The 15,855-nt window shown below is 69.6% G+C and carries 13 protein-coding genes; 8 read left to right on the top strand and 5 right to left on the bottom strand.

Annotated elements, in window-relative coordinates:
- Window positions 1-14: 14 nt before the first annotated feature.
- Window positions 15-659: a sugar transferase gene (locus tag ACVTJA_RS35220; RefSeq protein WP_465826277.1), complete on the top strand. Its 645-nt coding sequence runs from the start codon at window positions 15-17 to the stop codon at window positions 657-659.
- Here ACVTJA_RS35220 and ACVTJA_RS35215 read toward each other — a convergent pair.
- Together ACVTJA_RS35215 and ACVTJA_RS35210 are read right to left on the bottom strand one after the other, a co-directional pair.
- Window positions 647-1,780 carry a DegT/DnrJ/EryC1/StrS family aminotransferase gene (locus ACVTJA_RS35215; protein WP_465826273.1) on the bottom strand — a complete coding sequence of 378 codons (1,134 nt, stop codon included), beginning with the start codon at window positions 1,778-1,780 and terminating at the stop codon, window positions 647-649. The two genes, ACVTJA_RS35220 and ACVTJA_RS35215, sit on opposite strands and share 13 nt — an antisense overlap.
- A 125-nt stretch (window positions 1,781-1,905) precedes the next feature.
- Window positions 1,906-3,120 (bottom strand): glycosyltransferase family 4 protein, encoded by a 1,215-nt coding sequence (locus ACVTJA_RS35210; protein ID WP_465826272.1) that lies wholly within the window; start codon window positions 3,118-3,120, stop codon window positions 1,906-1,908.
- 335 nt (window positions 3,121-3,455) lie between these two features.
- Between ACVTJA_RS35210 and ACVTJA_RS35205 the strand changes: the two genes are divergently transcribed.
- Window positions 3,456-4,406, top strand: coding sequence for a GNAT family N-acetyltransferase (locus tag ACVTJA_RS35205; RefSeq protein ID WP_465826270.1), 951 nt, complete (start codon window positions 3,456-3,458; stop codon window positions 4,404-4,406).
- Here ACVTJA_RS35205 and ACVTJA_RS35200 read toward each other — a convergent pair.
- Window positions 4,385-6,244: a polysaccharide biosynthesis protein gene (locus tag ACVTJA_RS35200; RefSeq protein WP_465840594.1), complete on the bottom strand. Its 1,860-nt coding sequence runs from the start codon at window positions 6,242-6,244 to the stop codon at window positions 4,385-4,387. The genes ACVTJA_RS35205 and ACVTJA_RS35200 overlap by 22 nt on opposite strands.
- 391 nt (window positions 6,245-6,635) lie before the next feature.
- Between ACVTJA_RS35200 and ACVTJA_RS35195 the strand changes: the two genes are divergently transcribed.
- The 4 genes from ACVTJA_RS35195 to ACVTJA_RS35180 all read left to right on the top strand — a co-directional run bounded on the left by ACVTJA_RS35195 (window position 6,636) and on the right by ACVTJA_RS35180 (window position 11,981).
- Window positions 6,636-7,505 (top strand): hypothetical protein, encoded by an 870-nt coding sequence (locus ACVTJA_RS35195; protein ID WP_465826269.1) that lies wholly within the window; start codon window positions 6,636-6,638, stop codon window positions 7,503-7,505.
- Window positions 7,506-7,668: 163 nt separating this feature from the next.
- Entirely contained in the window at window positions 7,669-8,973 is a 1,305-nt protein-coding gene (locus tag ACVTJA_RS35190) for an ABC1 kinase family protein (protein ID WP_465826267.1), read from the top strand.
- Window positions 8,974-8,978: 5 nt separating this feature from the next.
- Window positions 8,979-10,436, top strand: coding sequence for a geranylgeranyl reductase family protein (locus ACVTJA_RS35185; RefSeq protein ID WP_465826265.1), 1,458 nt, complete (start codon window positions 8,979-8,981; stop codon window positions 10,434-10,436).
- Window positions 10,437-10,442: 6 nt separating this feature from the next.
- The gene (locus ACVTJA_RS35180) at window positions 10,443-11,981 is read left to right on the top strand and encodes an FAD-dependent oxidoreductase (RefSeq protein ID WP_465826263.1); all 1,539 of its coding nucleotides are present in this window, start codon (window positions 10,443-10,445) and stop codon (window positions 11,979-11,981) included.
- Here the strand turns inward: ACVTJA_RS35180 and ACVTJA_RS35175 are convergent.
- Window positions 11,971-12,483, bottom strand: a complete 513-nt coding sequence (locus tag ACVTJA_RS35175; protein ID WP_465826262.1) for a short chain dehydrogenase — start codon at window positions 12,481-12,483, stop codon at window positions 11,971-11,973. The genes ACVTJA_RS35180 and ACVTJA_RS35175 overlap by 11 nt on opposite strands.
- Window positions 12,484-12,673: 190 nt before the next feature.
- Between ACVTJA_RS35175 and ACVTJA_RS35170 the strand changes: the two genes are divergently transcribed.
- Entirely contained in the window at window positions 12,674-13,738 is a 1,065-nt protein-coding gene (locus ACVTJA_RS35170) for an endonuclease/exonuclease/phosphatase family protein (protein ID WP_465826260.1), read from the top strand.
- Window positions 13,739-13,911: 173 nt separating this feature from the next.
- Here ACVTJA_RS35170 and ACVTJA_RS35165 read toward each other — a convergent pair whose 3' ends face one another.
- Entirely contained in the window at window positions 13,912-14,373 is a 462-nt protein-coding gene (locus tag ACVTJA_RS35165; RefSeq protein ID WP_465826256.1) for an SMI1/KNR4 family protein, read from the bottom strand.
- Between the two features lie 349 nt (window positions 14,374-14,722).
- On the opposite strand from ACVTJA_RS35165, the gene ACVTJA_RS35160 reads away from it, so the two are divergent.
- A complete protein-coding gene (locus ACVTJA_RS35160; RefSeq protein WP_465826254.1) occupies window positions 14,723-15,853 on the top strand; it encodes a PAAR-like domain-containing protein in 1,131 nt (376 codons plus the stop codon).
- The last annotated feature ends 2 nt before the right edge of the window (window positions 15,854-15,855 follow it).

Below are 15,855 nucleotides of genomic sequence, written 5' to 3'. Positions count from 1 at the left end.
CGGAGGGCAGACAGATGCCGGCACAGGTTGGGGCGGCGCTCTTCATCAAGGCCTGCGTGGACCGGGTGGCCGCGGGCGTGGGACTCGTATGTCTCGCTCCGGTGATGACCGCGGTGGCGGTGGCCGTCCGCGTGTCCATGGGCCGGCCGGTGCTCTTCCGCCAGACACGCCCGGGACGCGGAGGGAGGACGTTCCAGCTCGTGAAGTTCCGCACCATGCGGAACGCGCGGGCCGCGGATGGCCGCCTGCTCCCGGACGCGGAGCGCCTCACGCGGATGGGGCGTTTCCTGCGCTCGACGAGCCTGGACGAGCTGCCGCAGCTCTGGAACGTGCTGCGCGGCGACATGAGCCTCGTGGGCCCGCGCCCGCTCCTCGTCGAGTACCTGCCGCGCTACTCCCCCACGCAGGCGCGGCGTCATGACGTGCTGCCGGGCATCACCGGCTGGGCCCAGGTGAACGGGCGCAACGCGCTGGACTGGCCGGCGCGCTTCGAGCTCGACGTCTGGTACGTCGACCACTGGAGTCTGGCGCTCGACGCGAAGATTCTCGGGCTGACCTTCCTGCGCGTCCTGCAGCGCCAGGGCATCACCCCCGAGGGCCGCTCGACGATGTACGCGTTCATGGGCAACGGCGTGGAGGCCGCGGCTCAGCGGCCCTGATGCGCGGCCCGCACCACCTCCACCACCCGGGCCAGGTCGTCCGGCGTGAGGTTGGAGCCGGAAGGCAGGCAGAGTCCGGTCTGGAACAACTCCTCCGCCACGTGGCCACCCCGCCGCGCGAAGCCGGAGAACACCGGCTGCAGGTGCATGGGCTTCCACACGGGCCGGGCCTCGATGTCCTCCCGCTCCAGCGCGAGCCGCACCGTCTCGCGGTCCACGCCGAAGCGCGCCGGGTCGAGCGTCACGGTCGTCAGCCAGCGCGTGTGCCGTCCCCAGGGCGCCTCGGGCATGAAGGTGAGCCCGGGCAGGTCGCAGAGCTCGCGCACGTAGTACGCATGGTTGGCGCGCCTCGCGGCGACACGCTCGTCCAGCACGCGGAGCTGCGCGCGGCCGATGGCCGCCAGCACGTTGCTGAGCCGGTAGTTGTAGCCAATCTCGGAGTGCTGGTAGTGCGGCGCCGCGTCGCGCGCCTGCGTGGCCAGCTTGAGCGCGCGACGGATGAGCGCCTCGTCGGGGGACACCAGCATCCCTCCGCCCGAGGTGGTGATGATCTTGTTCCCGTTGAAGGAGTAGATGCCGGCCTTCCCCAGCGTGCCCGGGGCGCGTCCCTTGTACGTGCTCCCCAGGGCCTCGGCCGCGTCCTCGATGACGGGCACGCCGTGGCGCTCACACGCCGCGAGGATGGGGTCCAGGTCCGCGCTCTGCCCGTAGAGGTGCACCACCACCACCGCGCGCGGCGGCCTTCCGGCGCGGGCTCGCGCCTCCAGCTCCGCCTCCAGCAGCGCCGGGTCCATGTTCCAGGATGCCCGCTCACTGTCGATGAACACGGGGGACGCGCCCAGGTACCGGATGGGATTCACCGAGGCGGAGAAGGTGAGGGTGCTCACCAGCACGTCGTCCCCCGGGCCCACGCCCACGAGCTGTAGGGCGAGGTGGAGCGCGGCCGTGCCGGAGCTCAGCGCGAGCGCATGCGGCGCGCCGACGCAGCGGGCGAACTCCGCCTGGAAGGCATCCACGTGCGGGCCCAGCGGGGCAATCCAGTTGCTGGCGAAGGCCTCGTCCACATAGCCGCGCTCGAGCCCTCCCAGGTGCGGCGAGGACAGGTGGATGCGCTGGGACATGGTTTCCCTCCGGAAAGAGGCCGGCTGTCACGTCGGCTCCGGCGTGTCCGGGAGCCTGCTCACCGTGCCCCTCGCGCGCCCTGGGCCGGGGAGGCGAGGCATCTGTCCGCTTTTCGAGATGCCGCTCAAGCACTCAGCGTGTGGAGCACCCGGGAGGCCACCGCGTCCCACGAGCGGGCCACCGCCGCGGCGTGGATGCGCTTCTGCATCTCGGCGCGTTTTGCTTCGCTGAGGTGCGCGGCCTCGTACAGCACCTCGGTGAGCCTGCCCACGTTCAATGGCATCACCGACCAGCCGGAGCCCGTCTCGCGCACGTAGTCGTGCAGGTCCGGAGGGCCTCCGGCGATGACGGGACGGAGGAAGGAGCGGGCGAGCTGCGCGGTGCCGCTCTCGTGGCGGATGTGCTCCTCGTAGATGTTGAGCACCGCGTCCGCGGCTCCGAAGTACCGGCGGTGTTCCCCAATGGGGATGAAGCCCGGGAACATCCGCACGCGCGGCTGGACGCCGCGCTGCTCGCAGAGCGCAAGGAGCTGCCGGTACGACACGTCCCCCTCCGGGCCGGCGACGACGAGCTCCCACTCCGGGCTTCGCGCGAGGCTCTCGAGGATGAGGCGGTAGCATTTGTCGGACCGGAGCGTGCCGAAGGCGAGTGCCACCTTGCGCCGCGTGTCGATGCCCAGCTCCGCGCGGGCCGCCGCCCGGTCCAGGCGCGGTACGCGCTCGGGATGAGGGGCGCCATACGGAATCACCTCGACCTTGTGGGTGTAGCGCCGCCCGGGGTCGACGTTGTCGATGAGGTTCTCCCGCATTCCGGGGGCGTGGACGAAGGCCCGGTCCACGTTGCGGAGGATGTGCCGTGCGAACGGACGCGCGAGGAGCTTGTAGGTGGCGGCGATGGGCGACGTCTGCTTCAGGTTGAAGTTGGTGTCGTGGAAGATGCACATCTGCCGGTGGGGGCGGGGGGCTCGCGCGAGGTACGCCGCCAGCGAGACGTACTCGAAGGTCTCGAACAGCAGCGGCGGTCCGCCCAGGTGGTGGTGCACCCGCTGCAGCTCACCGAGCATGTTCACCTGGCGCGTGAGGCGGCCGGTTCCCCAGGCGATATCTCCCAGGGGGCCCAGGCGCTCACGGTAGACCGAGCGTGATTCGAGGGCCGCGTCCCTGCCGACCATGTGCGGGACGATGTACTCGGGGTAGCGCACGCTGCCGCTCATTCCGAAGACGTGGACCTCCATCCCGAGCCGCGCGAGCGCGTCGCCCAGGCCGGCGAGATAGGACTGCTGGTGCCCCCCTGGCTGGAACGCCGCCGGGCTGAAGATGAGCAGGCGATTCGATTGCATGTGGGAAGCCCTCACGCTGCGGGTGTCCGAATGGCACCCGGACTCCACAGTGACTTCGGAGGGCCAGCAAGCGCCCCACGGGGCAGGCGCGGGTCGGGTGCAGGCCAGTTCGCGACGACGGAGGAGAAGGCAAGGCCCGCGGGTGCCTCGACGACGGAAGTCCAACACCCGCTGCGTCTTTGGGGGAGTAGGCCGCCGCTCGCGCGGATGGCTACCTTGCAATGGGGACGCCCGAGTGCGTTCCGTGGCGATTCGAGCGTGTGCAGACCAATCAAATTCCGACGAAGGCCTGCCCCTCCAGGCAGGGGCAGGCCGCTCGGAGGTGGTGCGAGCCGATGACGACGACGTCGTTGCGGGCCGTCCTGCTTCGCGACCAGGGAGCGTCCGCGCACTCCGAGGACTACTTCCGCTCTCCGCACCACCTGCGCGCCGAGGGTGTCACGCACAGCCTCGTCATCGACGGAGGCGCGCGCGGCTCACTGCGGCTTCCGCTCATCGTGCGGCCCATCGACGGGACGCCCCACCGCGACGCGGTCTCTCCGTATGGGTATCCAGGCGGGCGCGTGGAGGGACTGAGCGAGGTGCTGAAGGAAGCGGTGGATTGGCGCTCCACGGAGCTCGTCAGCATCTTCGTGAGGGACCGCGTGTCGGGCCCGCAGTGCTTCGCCGGGGGGACGGCGCGCAACGAGGTGTTCTTCATCGACCCTCGCCTGCCCCTCGAGTTCCGGGAGATGCACCGCCGGCACGTGCGGCGCAATGCCCGCCTGGGCTTCGTGAGCTCATGCCAACCGACGTGTGAGGCTTCACGCGAGGAGCGGGAGGGCTTCAAGGAAGTCTACCGGCAGACCATGGCCCGAGACAGGGCGGCCTCCCGCTACTACTTCTCGGACGCCTACTTCGAGGAGCTGTTCTCGTCTCCGCTCGCCTGGCTGGCGACGACGCGCGCCCCGGATGGCGGCATGGCCTCGGCCGCGCTCGGCGTCCACAGCGATGGCGTGCTCCATTACTACCTGGGCGGCACGGCGGACGCGTATCTCGCACGCTCGCCGTCCAAGAACCTCTTCGCCGCCATGGCCGAGCTCTGCGAGACGCTCGCCGTCCCCCTCCACCTGGGGGGCGGCATGCAGCCGGGCGACGGGCTCGAGGCCTTCAAGCGCGGCATCTCCAACACCCGCTCCCGGCTCTACACGCACGAAATCATCTGCAAGCCGGAGGTGTACGCGCGGCTGTCGGAGGGGAGCGGCGGCGGGGACTACTTCCCCGCCTACCGCGCGTCGAGGGGCTGAGTGTCCTCGTCCCCGGAGGCCGCCGCGGGCGAGGCCTGCCGCGCCGGCGTGTACGTGGGGATGAGGCCGCGCAGCACGCGGATGACGCCGTCCACGTTGCCGGTGCGCGCCGCGCGCTCGAGCTGCCCGAGCCGCGCCTGGAAGTCCGGTGGCGGTTTGATGCCACGGGCCACCTTGATGCGGTTGCGCACCTGCTGGGTGCGCTCCTCCTCTTCACTGAAGAGCGTCTCCTCCAGCTTCTCGCCCGGACGCAGGCCCGTGTAGACGATGGGGATGTCGCGGCCCGGCACGAGCCCCGCGAGGCTGATGGTGTTCTCCGCCAGCTCGGCGATGCGCACCGGGGCGCCCATGTCGAGGATGCACAGCTCGCCGTAGCCGCCCAGCCCGGCCAGCACCACGAGGCCCACGGCCTCCGGAATCGTCATGAAGTAGCGGGTGCAGTCCGGGTGCGTCACGGTGACGGGGCCGCCGCGCGAAATCTGCTGTTTGAAGATGGGCACCACGCTGCCCGCCGAGCCGAGCACGTTGCCGAAGCGGACCGCGGTGAAGGCGGTGCGCGAGCGGGTCGCGACGTCTCGAATCACCATCTCCGCCAGGCGCTTGGAGGCGCCCATGACGGAGGTGGGGTGCACGGCCTTGTCGGTGGAGATGAGCACGAAGCGCTCCACGCCGCAGGCCTCCGCCATGAGGGCGACGTTGAGCGTGCCGAAGACGTTGTTCTTGATGGCCTCCTCGGGCGCGTCCTCCATCAGCGGCACGTGCTTGTGCGCCGCCGCGTGGAACACGTAGTGCGGCGCGTGCTCGCGGCCCACGCGCATCATCCGGTCGTAATCCCGGATGTCTCCCACGAGCGCGCTCACCGGCAGCTCCGGGTGGCGCTCCTGGAGCTGACGCACCAGGAGGTAGAGCTCGTTCTCGTTGATGTCGAGCAGCACCAGGGACGCGGGCGCGTACCCGGCCACCTGCCTCGCGATTTCGCTGCCGATGGAGCCCGCGCCGCCGGTGACGAGGATGCGGCGGCCGGTGACGAGCCGGCGCGCCTCCTCGCGGTCGAAGGTGATGGCCTCGCGCGGCAGCAGGTGCTCCGGGCTGAGGTCGTGCAGCATCGCGGCGGTGATGCGCCGGTCCAGATACACGAAGGATGCGGGGATGAACTTGAAGCGCACGCCCTCGTTCCGGCACAGGTCCAGGATGCTCCGGATGCGCTCGGGCCGCAGGTGGGGGATGGCGATGAGCACCTGCGTCACGCGGTGCTTGCGCACCAGCTCCGGCAGCGCGTCGATGGGGCCGAGCACCGGCTTGCCATTGAGATGGGTGCCGTGCTTCGCCCGGTCATCATCCACGAAGCCCACCACGTGCCACGGGCCGTTGCGGGTGCGCAGCAAGTCTCTCAGCAGCAGGTCTCCCGCGCTGCCCGCGCCGACGATGAGTGCCCACTGCGTGCCCCACGCGCGCGAGCGTTGACGGTCCAGGTACCACTGCCGCGCCATCCTCGGGGCGAAGCGGTGCGCGCCCATCAACGCCGTGGTGAAGAAGAACTCGATGGCCACCACCGCGCGGGGCAGCCGGTCGAAGAAGAAGAACGAGCGGAGCGCCTCGAAGGCGATGGTGGCGACGAGGTTCGCCGCCACCAGGCGTCCGGCCTCACTGAGCCCGGCCCTGCGGAAGGACCAGCGGTGCAGGCCGAACCAGACGAGCGTCCCCAGGCGCACCAGGAACAGCAGCGGCAGGCTGTTGAGGAATGCCGCCTGCCACTGCTCCGGGGGAATGCCCTCGAAGCGCAGCAGCATCGCCGCGCAGAGCGCGGCCGTAATCATCAGCGCGTCCAGGAACAGCACCAGCAAGGAGCGCAGCCGTGGCGAGCAGGCGAAGCTGGCGGACCACCTTTCTTCAAGACGCCCAATCGAGGAGAGAGTGCCACCATCCATGTATCGCGCCATCCGTTAGCTTCTCCCTGTTCGGCGCGAGGGCCGTGAAGGTCCCCCGCGTCGTTGGCTCGGCAACGTCCAGCCGCCCACGCGACAAGTCTCGCGTGCTGAGAGTGGATCTCGTGCGCGAGGGCTCCAAGCCACCCTGAAGCGCGTGGCCCTGAAGGAGGGTCATCGCCTGCCTGCCCTCGGCTCCCTGTGTGATGCTCTCCGCCGCGCGACAGTCGACAGTGGGCAGCCCCGCGGGCGTTGATGCTTTCTGGAGCGCAGGACTTATCTGTCCCTGCCGAGGGGGCGGCGCATGGTGATGGCGGAGGTAGAGGTGAGGGACGCGTCGGCGGCTCGCTTCCCGGTGCTCACGGAACGCGAGCTCGCGGAGCGCCGGCGCGAGGAAGGCGTGCGCGTGATTGAACACGGCGGCCATTTCTGGGAGCAGGTGGGCGCTCCCGGTTTCTTCCAGCCCATCCATCTGCTGGCGGGGCTGAGGCCGGAGGAGGTGACGCGGCCCACGCCCTGGTGTTGGGGCTACCGGGCCGCGCTGACGCCGGAGACGTCGGACGCGGCGAATGGCTTCGTGCCCATCGTCCGCTCACCCGAGCTCGACGCGTACGACATGGACAGCCTGTCGGCGAACCGGAGGAACAAGCTGCGCAAGTGCCAGCGGCTCGTGCGCATCGTCCAGCTCACCGGGCCCTCGCTGCTGTTGGAACAGGGTTACGACACCGTGGTGGACGCGCTGTCCCGCACGGAGCACAAGAAAGTGCCGTCCCGGGCGACGTACGCCGCCGACGTGGGGAAGTACTTCCGGGGGGGCCACTGGTGCGTGCTCGCGGGGCTGATTGATGGCCGGCTGGGCGGCTACCTCGACGGGTACGTGGTGGACGGCATCGCCTATGGCGTGAATGCCTATTACGCGACGTGGGCGCTCTCCACGAACATCTCGACGGGGCTCGTCTTCGAGTTCGCGCAGGCGTGCCGCCGCAGCGGAGGCATCCGGACGCTCGTCAACGGGCTCCACGCCCGCGAGGTGCCGAGCCTGAACCAGTTCAAGGACGACATGGGCTTCGTGGTGGAGCGCGTGCCCATCAAGTGGAGCATCCACCCGCTGGCCCGGACGGTCATCCGCCAATGCCGGGCCGACGCGTACTACCGGCTGACGGGCCAGGCCTGAGCCTGGGGAGACAGCGCCGGGAGCCAGGATTCGCTGGCGCGGGCACGGTGCACGGGCTCTGGGGGCCATGGGGACCCGGGGCGCGCCTGCCTGCCGTTCTGGCTGGCAACAGCCCCGTGTTTCTCCAGTGCGTCGCGACACCCCGCTTCCTATGCTGCGAGGCATGTCGAAATCGAAGAACCCGCCGGTCGGCCGGCTCGCCAGGCTCGGCCGGGTGGCCGCGCTCTCCGCCCGGGGCTCCGCGGGGCTGGCCATGCGAGCCCTGCGCAAGGTGGCGGGCGCGGACTTGGCGGAGACCGACCGCTCCACCATCGGTCATGTGGTGCAGGCCCTGGGTGAGATGAAGGGCGCGGCGATGAAGCTGGGCCAGGCGCTCTCCATGGATGTGGACGCGCTGCCGGCCGAATTGCGCAACATCGCCGCCCGCCTGCAGAGCAGCGCGCCGCCGCTCGACGCGGAGGAAATCGTCGCCATCATCGACGACGAGCTCGGTGCGCCACCGGACAAGCTGTTCGCGGAGTTCGACCCCGAGCCCCTGGCCGCCGCGTCGCTGGGCCAGGTCCACGCGGCCCGCCTGCACGACGGGCGCGAGGTGGTGCTCAAGGTCCAGTACCCTGGCATCGCCGAGGCGGTGGACGCGGACTTCGCCAACATGGCGCTGATGGTGCGCGCGGCGGGGATGACGTCGAAGCTGCTCGACGGCACCGCCTACGTGGAGGAGCTGCGCCGGGAAATCCACCTGGAGACGGACTACGTGCTGGAGGCGGAGCGGGCCCGCGCCTTCCGCGCGCTGTTCGCGTCCGAGCCGGACCTGGTCGTGCCCGAGCCGATTCCTGAGCGCTCGTCGTCGCGCGTCCTCTGCCTCACGCGCGTGCGCGGCCAGACGCTGCAGCAGTTCATCGACTCGAACCCGGACGCGGCCGCGCGGTGGCGTGTGAGCGAGCAGCTCATCCGCGCCGTGCACGGCCCGTTCTACTCGGCGGCGCGCATCCACGCGGACCCGAACCCGGGCAACTTCCTCGTCACTCCGGACGGGAAGCTGGGGCTGCTCGACTTCGGCTGCGTGAAGTCCTTCCGCGAGGAGCTCGTCGCCACCATCCAGGAATTCCTCCTCACCGAGCTGCGCGGCGGGCCGTTCGACGTGCTGGCCGGCGTTCGCGCGGTGGGCTTCGTGGTGGACACCGACGAGGCCACGGCACGCAGCCTGCTCGCGGACATCCTGGCCATCGCCGCCCGGCCCCTGCGCGCGGACGTCTATGACTACACGCAAGACACGACGGTGTCGGACATGCGGGCGCTCGGCCTGCGCCGCACGAAGGACTTCCTGCGGGTGCGTCCGCCACCGGAGGCGGTGATGCTCGGGCGCGCGGTGAGCGGCTGCGCGCAGAACCTGCGGGCGCTCGGCGCGCGGGGCGAGGTGCGCGCCGTCTACATGAAGATGCTCCAGCGCCGGAGACCGGAGGGGTAGGGCCCATGGAGGGTGTCGCGTCGCTGAAGTCCCGGGTACGCGAGGCCGGCGGGCCCGAGATTCTCGAGCGGCTGGAGTGGCTCGACGCGGAGCGGGCCCGGCCTCCGGTGGATGCGCCGTCCGTCCGTGCACCGGAGCGAGGCACCCGCGTGGACTTCGACGTGGTGCTCGCGGGAGGTGGCCTGTCGCTGCTGTACGCGCCCGTGCTCGCGGGGCTGGGCTTGAAGGTGGGCGTCTTCGAGCGCGGCCGGGCCGCGGTGGTGCATCGCGAGTGGAACATCAGCCACCCGGAGCTCCGGCCCCTGACGGAGAGCGGCCTCTTCACTCCAGAGGAGGTGGAGGCGCTCATCGTCGCCCGCTATCAGCACGGCGTCTGCCGCTGGCACGGCGGAGGCGAGTACCCCGTGTGGGGCGCGCTGGACCATGCCGTGGACGCGGGGCGGCTGCTCGCGGAGGTGCGCGCGCGCGCGGAGGCCCGGGCCGTCCGCTTCCACGAGGGGCACACGCTGGTGGGAATGGGGGAGGGGCCCGACGCGGTCCGCCTCCACTTCGAGCGGGCCGGCGGCGCGCGGGTTGACGTCACCGCGCGGCTGGTGCTCGATGCGCGCGGCATCTCCAGTCCCTTCGCGACGGCGGACCTGCTGTGTCCCACGGTGGGCGGCGTACTGACGGGGCTGCGCGAGGGCACCACGCCGGACGAGGTCGACCCGAAGGTGGGCGACATCCTGGTGACGACGGAGGGCGTGGAGGAGGGGCGCCAGCACATCTGGGAGGGCTTCCCGGGGCGGCCGGGCGAGGTGACCGTCTACCTCTTCTATTACGCGCCCTCGCGAGAGGTCCGGGGCGAGCACGCGCTGCTGCGGCTCTACGGGCGCTTCTTCGAGCGGCTCGGACGCTACAAGCGGGGCGAGCCGCGCCTGCTGCGGCCGACGTTCGGGTACATCCCGGGCTGGTCGCGCCTGGTGCCGCCGCCGCGGGCTCCGGGCAGGCGCGTGGTGCTGGTGGGAGACGCGGCGGCGCGGCAGTCACCGCTCACGTACTGCGGCTTCGGCGCGACGATGCGCTCGGTCCTCCCCGGGGCGCGGGCCATCGCCTCGGCGCTCCACGAGGGCGGCGTACTCCCTGGGACGGTGGTCCACGACACACCGCTGCACGCGGTGACGGGCGCGCTGGCGACGTTCATGGCCAGCCCCTCGCGTGAGCCGGCGCGGAAGGACGAATTGAACGGGTTGCTCGACGCGGCCTTCGCCTCGCTGCATGCGCTGGGCAACGGGCCCTACGCGGCGCTCATCAAGGACCAGATGACGGGGACGGACTTCGTCCGGTTCCTCTACCTCGTCGCACGGCGCAGGCCCCAGGTGTACCGGGAGGCCATTTCGCTGGCGCGTCACGGCCCGCTGGCCACCGCGCGGTGGTTGGAAGGGCTCTCCCGCGCGGTGCTCCAGCTTCGCGCCGCGTCGTGAAACGCCATGCGCCTTCCCCTTGAACTGCCCGCGCTGTCCCTCGGGCGCTTCAGCCCGGAGAAGCTCCCGGCGTCAGCTCGCGCGCGGCTGCCTCGGCTGCCTCATTCGCGGAGCGTGGCGGTGGTGGGCGGAGGGTTGGCGGGCCTCGCGGCGGCGACGGTGCTCGCGGAGCGGGGCGCCTCCGTCACCGTGCTGGAGCGCGAGTTGTTTCTTGGGGGACGGGTGGGCTCGTGGATGGAGCGGCTGGAGGGCGGTGAGTCCATCGAGATGGAGCGCGGCTTCCACGCCTTCTTCCGGCAGTACTACAACCTGCGCGCGCTGCTGCGACGGGTAGACCCGGGGCTGGAGCGACTGCGGAAGCTGGAGGACTACCCCATCCTCGGGCCGGGCGGAGAGATGGAGTCCTTCTCGCGCCTGCCCGCGCTGCCGCCCTTCAACGTGCTGGGGTTGGTGCGGCGCACGTCGACGCTGAAGCTGATGGACGTGGTGCGCATGGATGTGCGCTCCGCGCTGGCGATGCTCACGTTCGACCAGGAGCGCACGTATGCGAAGTACGACGCGGGCAATGCGCGTGAGTACCTGGACTCGCTGCGCTTCCCTCCGCATGCGCGGCGCATGCTGTTCGACGTCTTCTCGCACTCCTTCTTCAACCCGGAGGAGGCGCTGTCGACGGCCGAGCTGTTGATGATGTTCCACTTCTATTTCATGGGGAACCCGGAGGGGCTCGTCTTTGACGTGCTCGATGACCCGTTCTCCACGGCCGTATGGCTGCCTTTGCGGCGCCACCTGGAGGGGCTGGGCGTCCGCTTCCGGCTGGGCGAGGAGGTGACGGCGGTGGAGCGGCGCGAGGGCGGTGTCCGGGTGGTGAGCGGGCAGGGGGCTCCCGTGGATGTGGATGCCGTGGTGCTCGCCACGTCGGTGGAGCCGCTGAAGCGGCTCGTCTCCGCCTCGCCGTCGCTGGGTGACAGGGATTGGGGCGAGAAGGTGGCGTCGCTGGCGCTCACGTCACCCTTCGCGGTGTGGCGGCTTTGGGTGGACCGGTCCTCGGCGCGAGGCCGGCATCCCTTCGTCGGCACGACGGGGATGGGGATGTTGGACAACATCTCGCTGTATCACCTGTTCGAGGGTGAGAGCCGCCGCTGGGCCGCGCGCACGGGCGGCTCGGTGGTGGAGTTGCACGGCTACGGACTGCCGGAGGATGTGGACGAGGCAGTGGTGCGGCGCGAGCTGTTGGACGGGTTGCACCGGCTGTACCCGGAGCTGCGCGGGGCGCGTGTGGTGGCGGAGCGGTTCCTGCTGCGCCGCGACTGCCCGTCCTTCGCGCCGGGTTCGTACCGGCCGCGGCCCACGGTGGAGACGCCGTTCCCCGAGGTGGTGCTCGCGGGGGACTTCGTGAAGCTGCCCATCCCCACCGCGCTGATGGAGCGCGCGGCCACGTCGGGCTTCATGGCCGCCAACCACCTGCTCGCGGGCTGGGAGGTGCAGGGGCAGGAATTGTGGTCCGTGCCCCGGCGCGGGTTGCTGGCGGGGGTGCTCAGCTCTTGAACTTCCGCGCGTCGATGACCTCACCGGTGCGGTTGCCTTCGACGCTCTCCACGTTGACGCGGATGCCTCGCGGAGCCTCCAGCGCGGCGGCGCGGCCGAACCCTTCCAGCCCCGCGTTGACGAGGCTGATGGCCGCGGAGCCCTTCATCGGCTCCTGGGCGAGCATGCCGCTGGTGAGGGTGATGGAACCCTTCTCGCGCAGATGGGACAGGGCCAGACGGGCGAGGTTGACCTGTCCCATCAGCTTGTTGGAGAGGCTGAACTGGAAGTCCTCGTCCGTGAGCTCCGTCAGGCCCTTGACGGCCCCGGCGCCTGTCACCGAGATGAGGGCATCGAACGGGGCCAGCGATTTGAAGAGCCGCTGGACGGAGTCCTTCGAGGTGATGTCCACCTGATGGGCGCCCCGGCTCTTGCCCACCTCGATGACCTCGTGCCGCCCGGACAGCGCCTGCACCACGGCTCGGCCAATCGTCCCCGTGCCTCCGACGACCACCACTTTCATGGCTTCCTCCTTGGGAGTGGCCACCACCATGCCTCCCGGCGCGGGACGCTGCTCGGGAAATGCGGGCGCGACGTCAGAAGGTGCACGGAGTGTGTCTGCCTTTCTGATGATGGAGCAATGATGAATCCGTGATGCTCCTGCCATCCGGTTGAAGGGACCCTGCGGCTGCAAAACAACCCAGGGGCCCTTCGTGAAAAAGACTGTCGTTTCCCTGCTGTGTATCGCTGCCTCCTTCTCCGTGCTCGGCCTGGCCTGTGATGGGCGTGAACGAGACCCCGGCGACCGTCCCCAGGTGACGGACGCGGGAACAGTGGACGCAGGAGAGGACCCGCTCGACGCGGGTACGGAGGATGCCGGGCGCGACGCGGGCTCGGAGGACGCGGGGAGCGACGCGGGCTCGGAGCCGGATGCGGGGCCCATCGCGTTCGCCAACCTCCGCATCATGACGGCCAATCTCACCAGCAGCGCGACCGAGAACTACGACCCGGGCAATGGCATCCGACTGATGCAGGGCGTGCAGCCCGACGTCGTGCTCATCCAGCGGTTCAACTACGGGCGCAACACCCAGGAGGACCTCCAGTCGATGGTGGACCGGCTGGGAGATGACTACTCCTTCGCGCGGGAGAGCGGCGCCTCGGCGCCCAACGGCATCATCAGCCGCTGGCCCATCATCGCGTCCGGCGAGTGGGATGACCCGCTGACGAATGAGCGAGACTTCGTCTGGGCCCGCATCGACATCCCCGGACCGAAGGACCTCTGGGCGGTGAGCGTGAATCTGCGCACCACGAACAAGGACATCCGCAAGGACGAGGCCATCGCCCTCATCGGACGGATGAACTTCGACGTGCCGATGGGCGACTACCTCGTCATTGGCGGGTCACTCAACATGGACACCCGGGATGAGCCCTGCTTCGACGTCCTCCGGCAGTTGGTCATCACCACCGGCCCCTACCCGGCGGATGCCAATGGGAACACCCACACCAATGGCCTCTACCCGGTGGATGACCGTGGGAACCCCAACACCGCCCAGGACAGGAAGAAGCCGCAGGACCATGTCCTCGTGGACCCGGACCTGCGCGAGTACCAGCAGGCCACCGTCATTGGTCGGAACACCTTCCCGAACGGGCTCGTGCTCGACAGCCGCGTCTACGCGCCGCTGGGAGATATCTACCCGGTGCTGTCGGGGGACAGCGGCGTCACCAACATGGAGCACATGGGCGTGGTGAAGGACTTCCTCATCCCTGTCGAGTGGTGAGCCGCGCTTACCGTGGGTTGGGGGCGTCACGGATGTCTGCTCATCTGAAGCCGGTCGAACTGCTCGGGAGCCACCAACGCGGCGCCTTGGATGGCCTGTGCCAGACCCATGTGGCGATCTCCACTCCGGCCGCTGGAGGGGAAGCGCCAGGGCGCCGTCTCCGCGCTGGTGCTCTACTCCTTCAGCCAGAAGAACTGGTTTCCGCTGCTGAGCGCCCGCTCCAGGAACTCGCCGAAGGATGCCGCAATCTGCCGGACTTCGAGCGGATACGTCTCATGGAAGGCGTCCAACAGTGGGTACCGCCCGTCCTTCTGCCTCGACACGTCAACGAGCACGTAGTCCGAGTCCTGGAGGTAGAGCAGCGTGTACCAGGATGCAGAGCCCTTTGAGTCGTCGTCCTGGCCTCGCAGCTCGATGCGGGCGCGTTGGATTTCGGCGAGCGACAGGATGCGGTAGTCCGCATCCGGCCGCGGGCGGAACAGCGCGGCCCCATCGCAATGCAGGTAGAACGCGCGGAGGTCGGGGTCGAGCCGCCAACCCACTCGTGCTTCGAAGGCGGCCACCTGCGCGGGCGTCGCGGGCGCATTGGGGAAGTGAGACCGCGAGATTTCAGCGAGCAGGCTCTCCATCCTCATGCTCATTCCACGTAGGGCCTGTCGAAGCCGACGGTCGACCACTGGGTGCCCCCCGCGTAGCACGCGGGGTAGGCGTCGTTGATGACCTTGTGCACTTCGGGGGGAACCGGAAGCACGTTGCGTGGAGCAGTCGGGTCGCCCTGCACACTAAACTGCTGGGTACGGACTGTCTCACTCACATTGGCAGAGAGGGCTGTGCTGAGGGACGGGCTCGCCACACGTGGGCACTTCCACGAGGGAGAAGAGGCGGCCGTGCCCCGCAACGTTCGGCAGGCGTCAACCCCTCCCCAGGGTGATAGGCATGCCGCACAGTCCCCGTCAGGCTTCCGTGCATTCCCGGGGGACTGACGTGTCCAAAGAGAACACGAAGCTCATCAACGGGCTGAGCCCGGTGACGAGCAAGAGCGAAGGCACCGTGGTGGGGTTTCCGGACGTGTGCCTGACGCCGGGGCCCAACGGCCCGATGCCAGTGCCGTACACCAACGTCGCCAAGAGCGACTCGCTGAAGAATGGCTCGAAGACGGTGTTCATCAACGGGGCGCCCGTGTGCCTCTCCAACTCGCACCTCGGCACGTCCACCGGGAACGAGGCGGGCACCGCCGGCGGCGGCGTTGCCTCGGGGAAGACGAAGGGACCGGCGCACCCGTTGAACTTCTCCTTTGACGTGAAGATTGAGGGGAGGCCCGTGGTGAGGAACACTGACCTCTTCACGCTGAACGACCGGAACGCGGGACCGGCGCCCATCATGCAGTCGCAGACTTCGCGCCCCGTTGCTCAACGCATCGAGGGGCGCGAGCTGGCCCAGCCCGTGGAGCGGTGCCCGTTCTGCAAGAAGGAGAAGCACGCGTTCGACACGAAGGGCCGCGTCGGCGGAAACCTCGGCAGCTCCGCGGTGCTCGGGCGGAACATGCTGGAGGGCCGGGAGCTGGCGACGCATCCCTGGTACGCGGGCCTCTTCTCCCTTGCGGCGCACCACCTCATCTGTTTGGAGGCACTGGAGAATGGCAGGTGGGCTCTGTACTGCGTGCGCTTCGGCTACCACCCAGACAGCAAGCAGAATGGCGTCTTCCTGCCGATGAAGATGGCTATCGCCTGTGAGCTGCACGTCGCCGTGCATCGCGGGAACCACGCGGAGGGCTATGCGTTCGACGTCCATCTGCCGTACCCCAAAGCGGTGATGCAGGAGCAGAAGAAGATTGAGGACCTCCTGAAGCGGGGCGCGTTCTGCTCGGACCCCACCGAGTTCGTTCGGATGCTGGATGCTGTCAGCGCGAAGATTCTGAAAAGGGTCGCGAGCTTCACCTGGACCCTCACGCGGGACGGACTCGACTACGCGCCGGGCGGGAGGGGCTGCTCGGGACTCAGGAGTATCCGGGAGAAGCCGAGCTTTGCGGCATGCCCCCAGGAGAGGAGACACCGCCAGAAGCACGGCGTGGCAGGCGGCCCCCTGGCGGGGCGGTCCCTTCGCATTGGAGAGTGAAC

It is taken from the genome of Pyxidicoccus sp. M6 (assembly GCF_055568925.1).
This window is presented reverse-complemented; position numbering and strand designations above follow the sequence as displayed.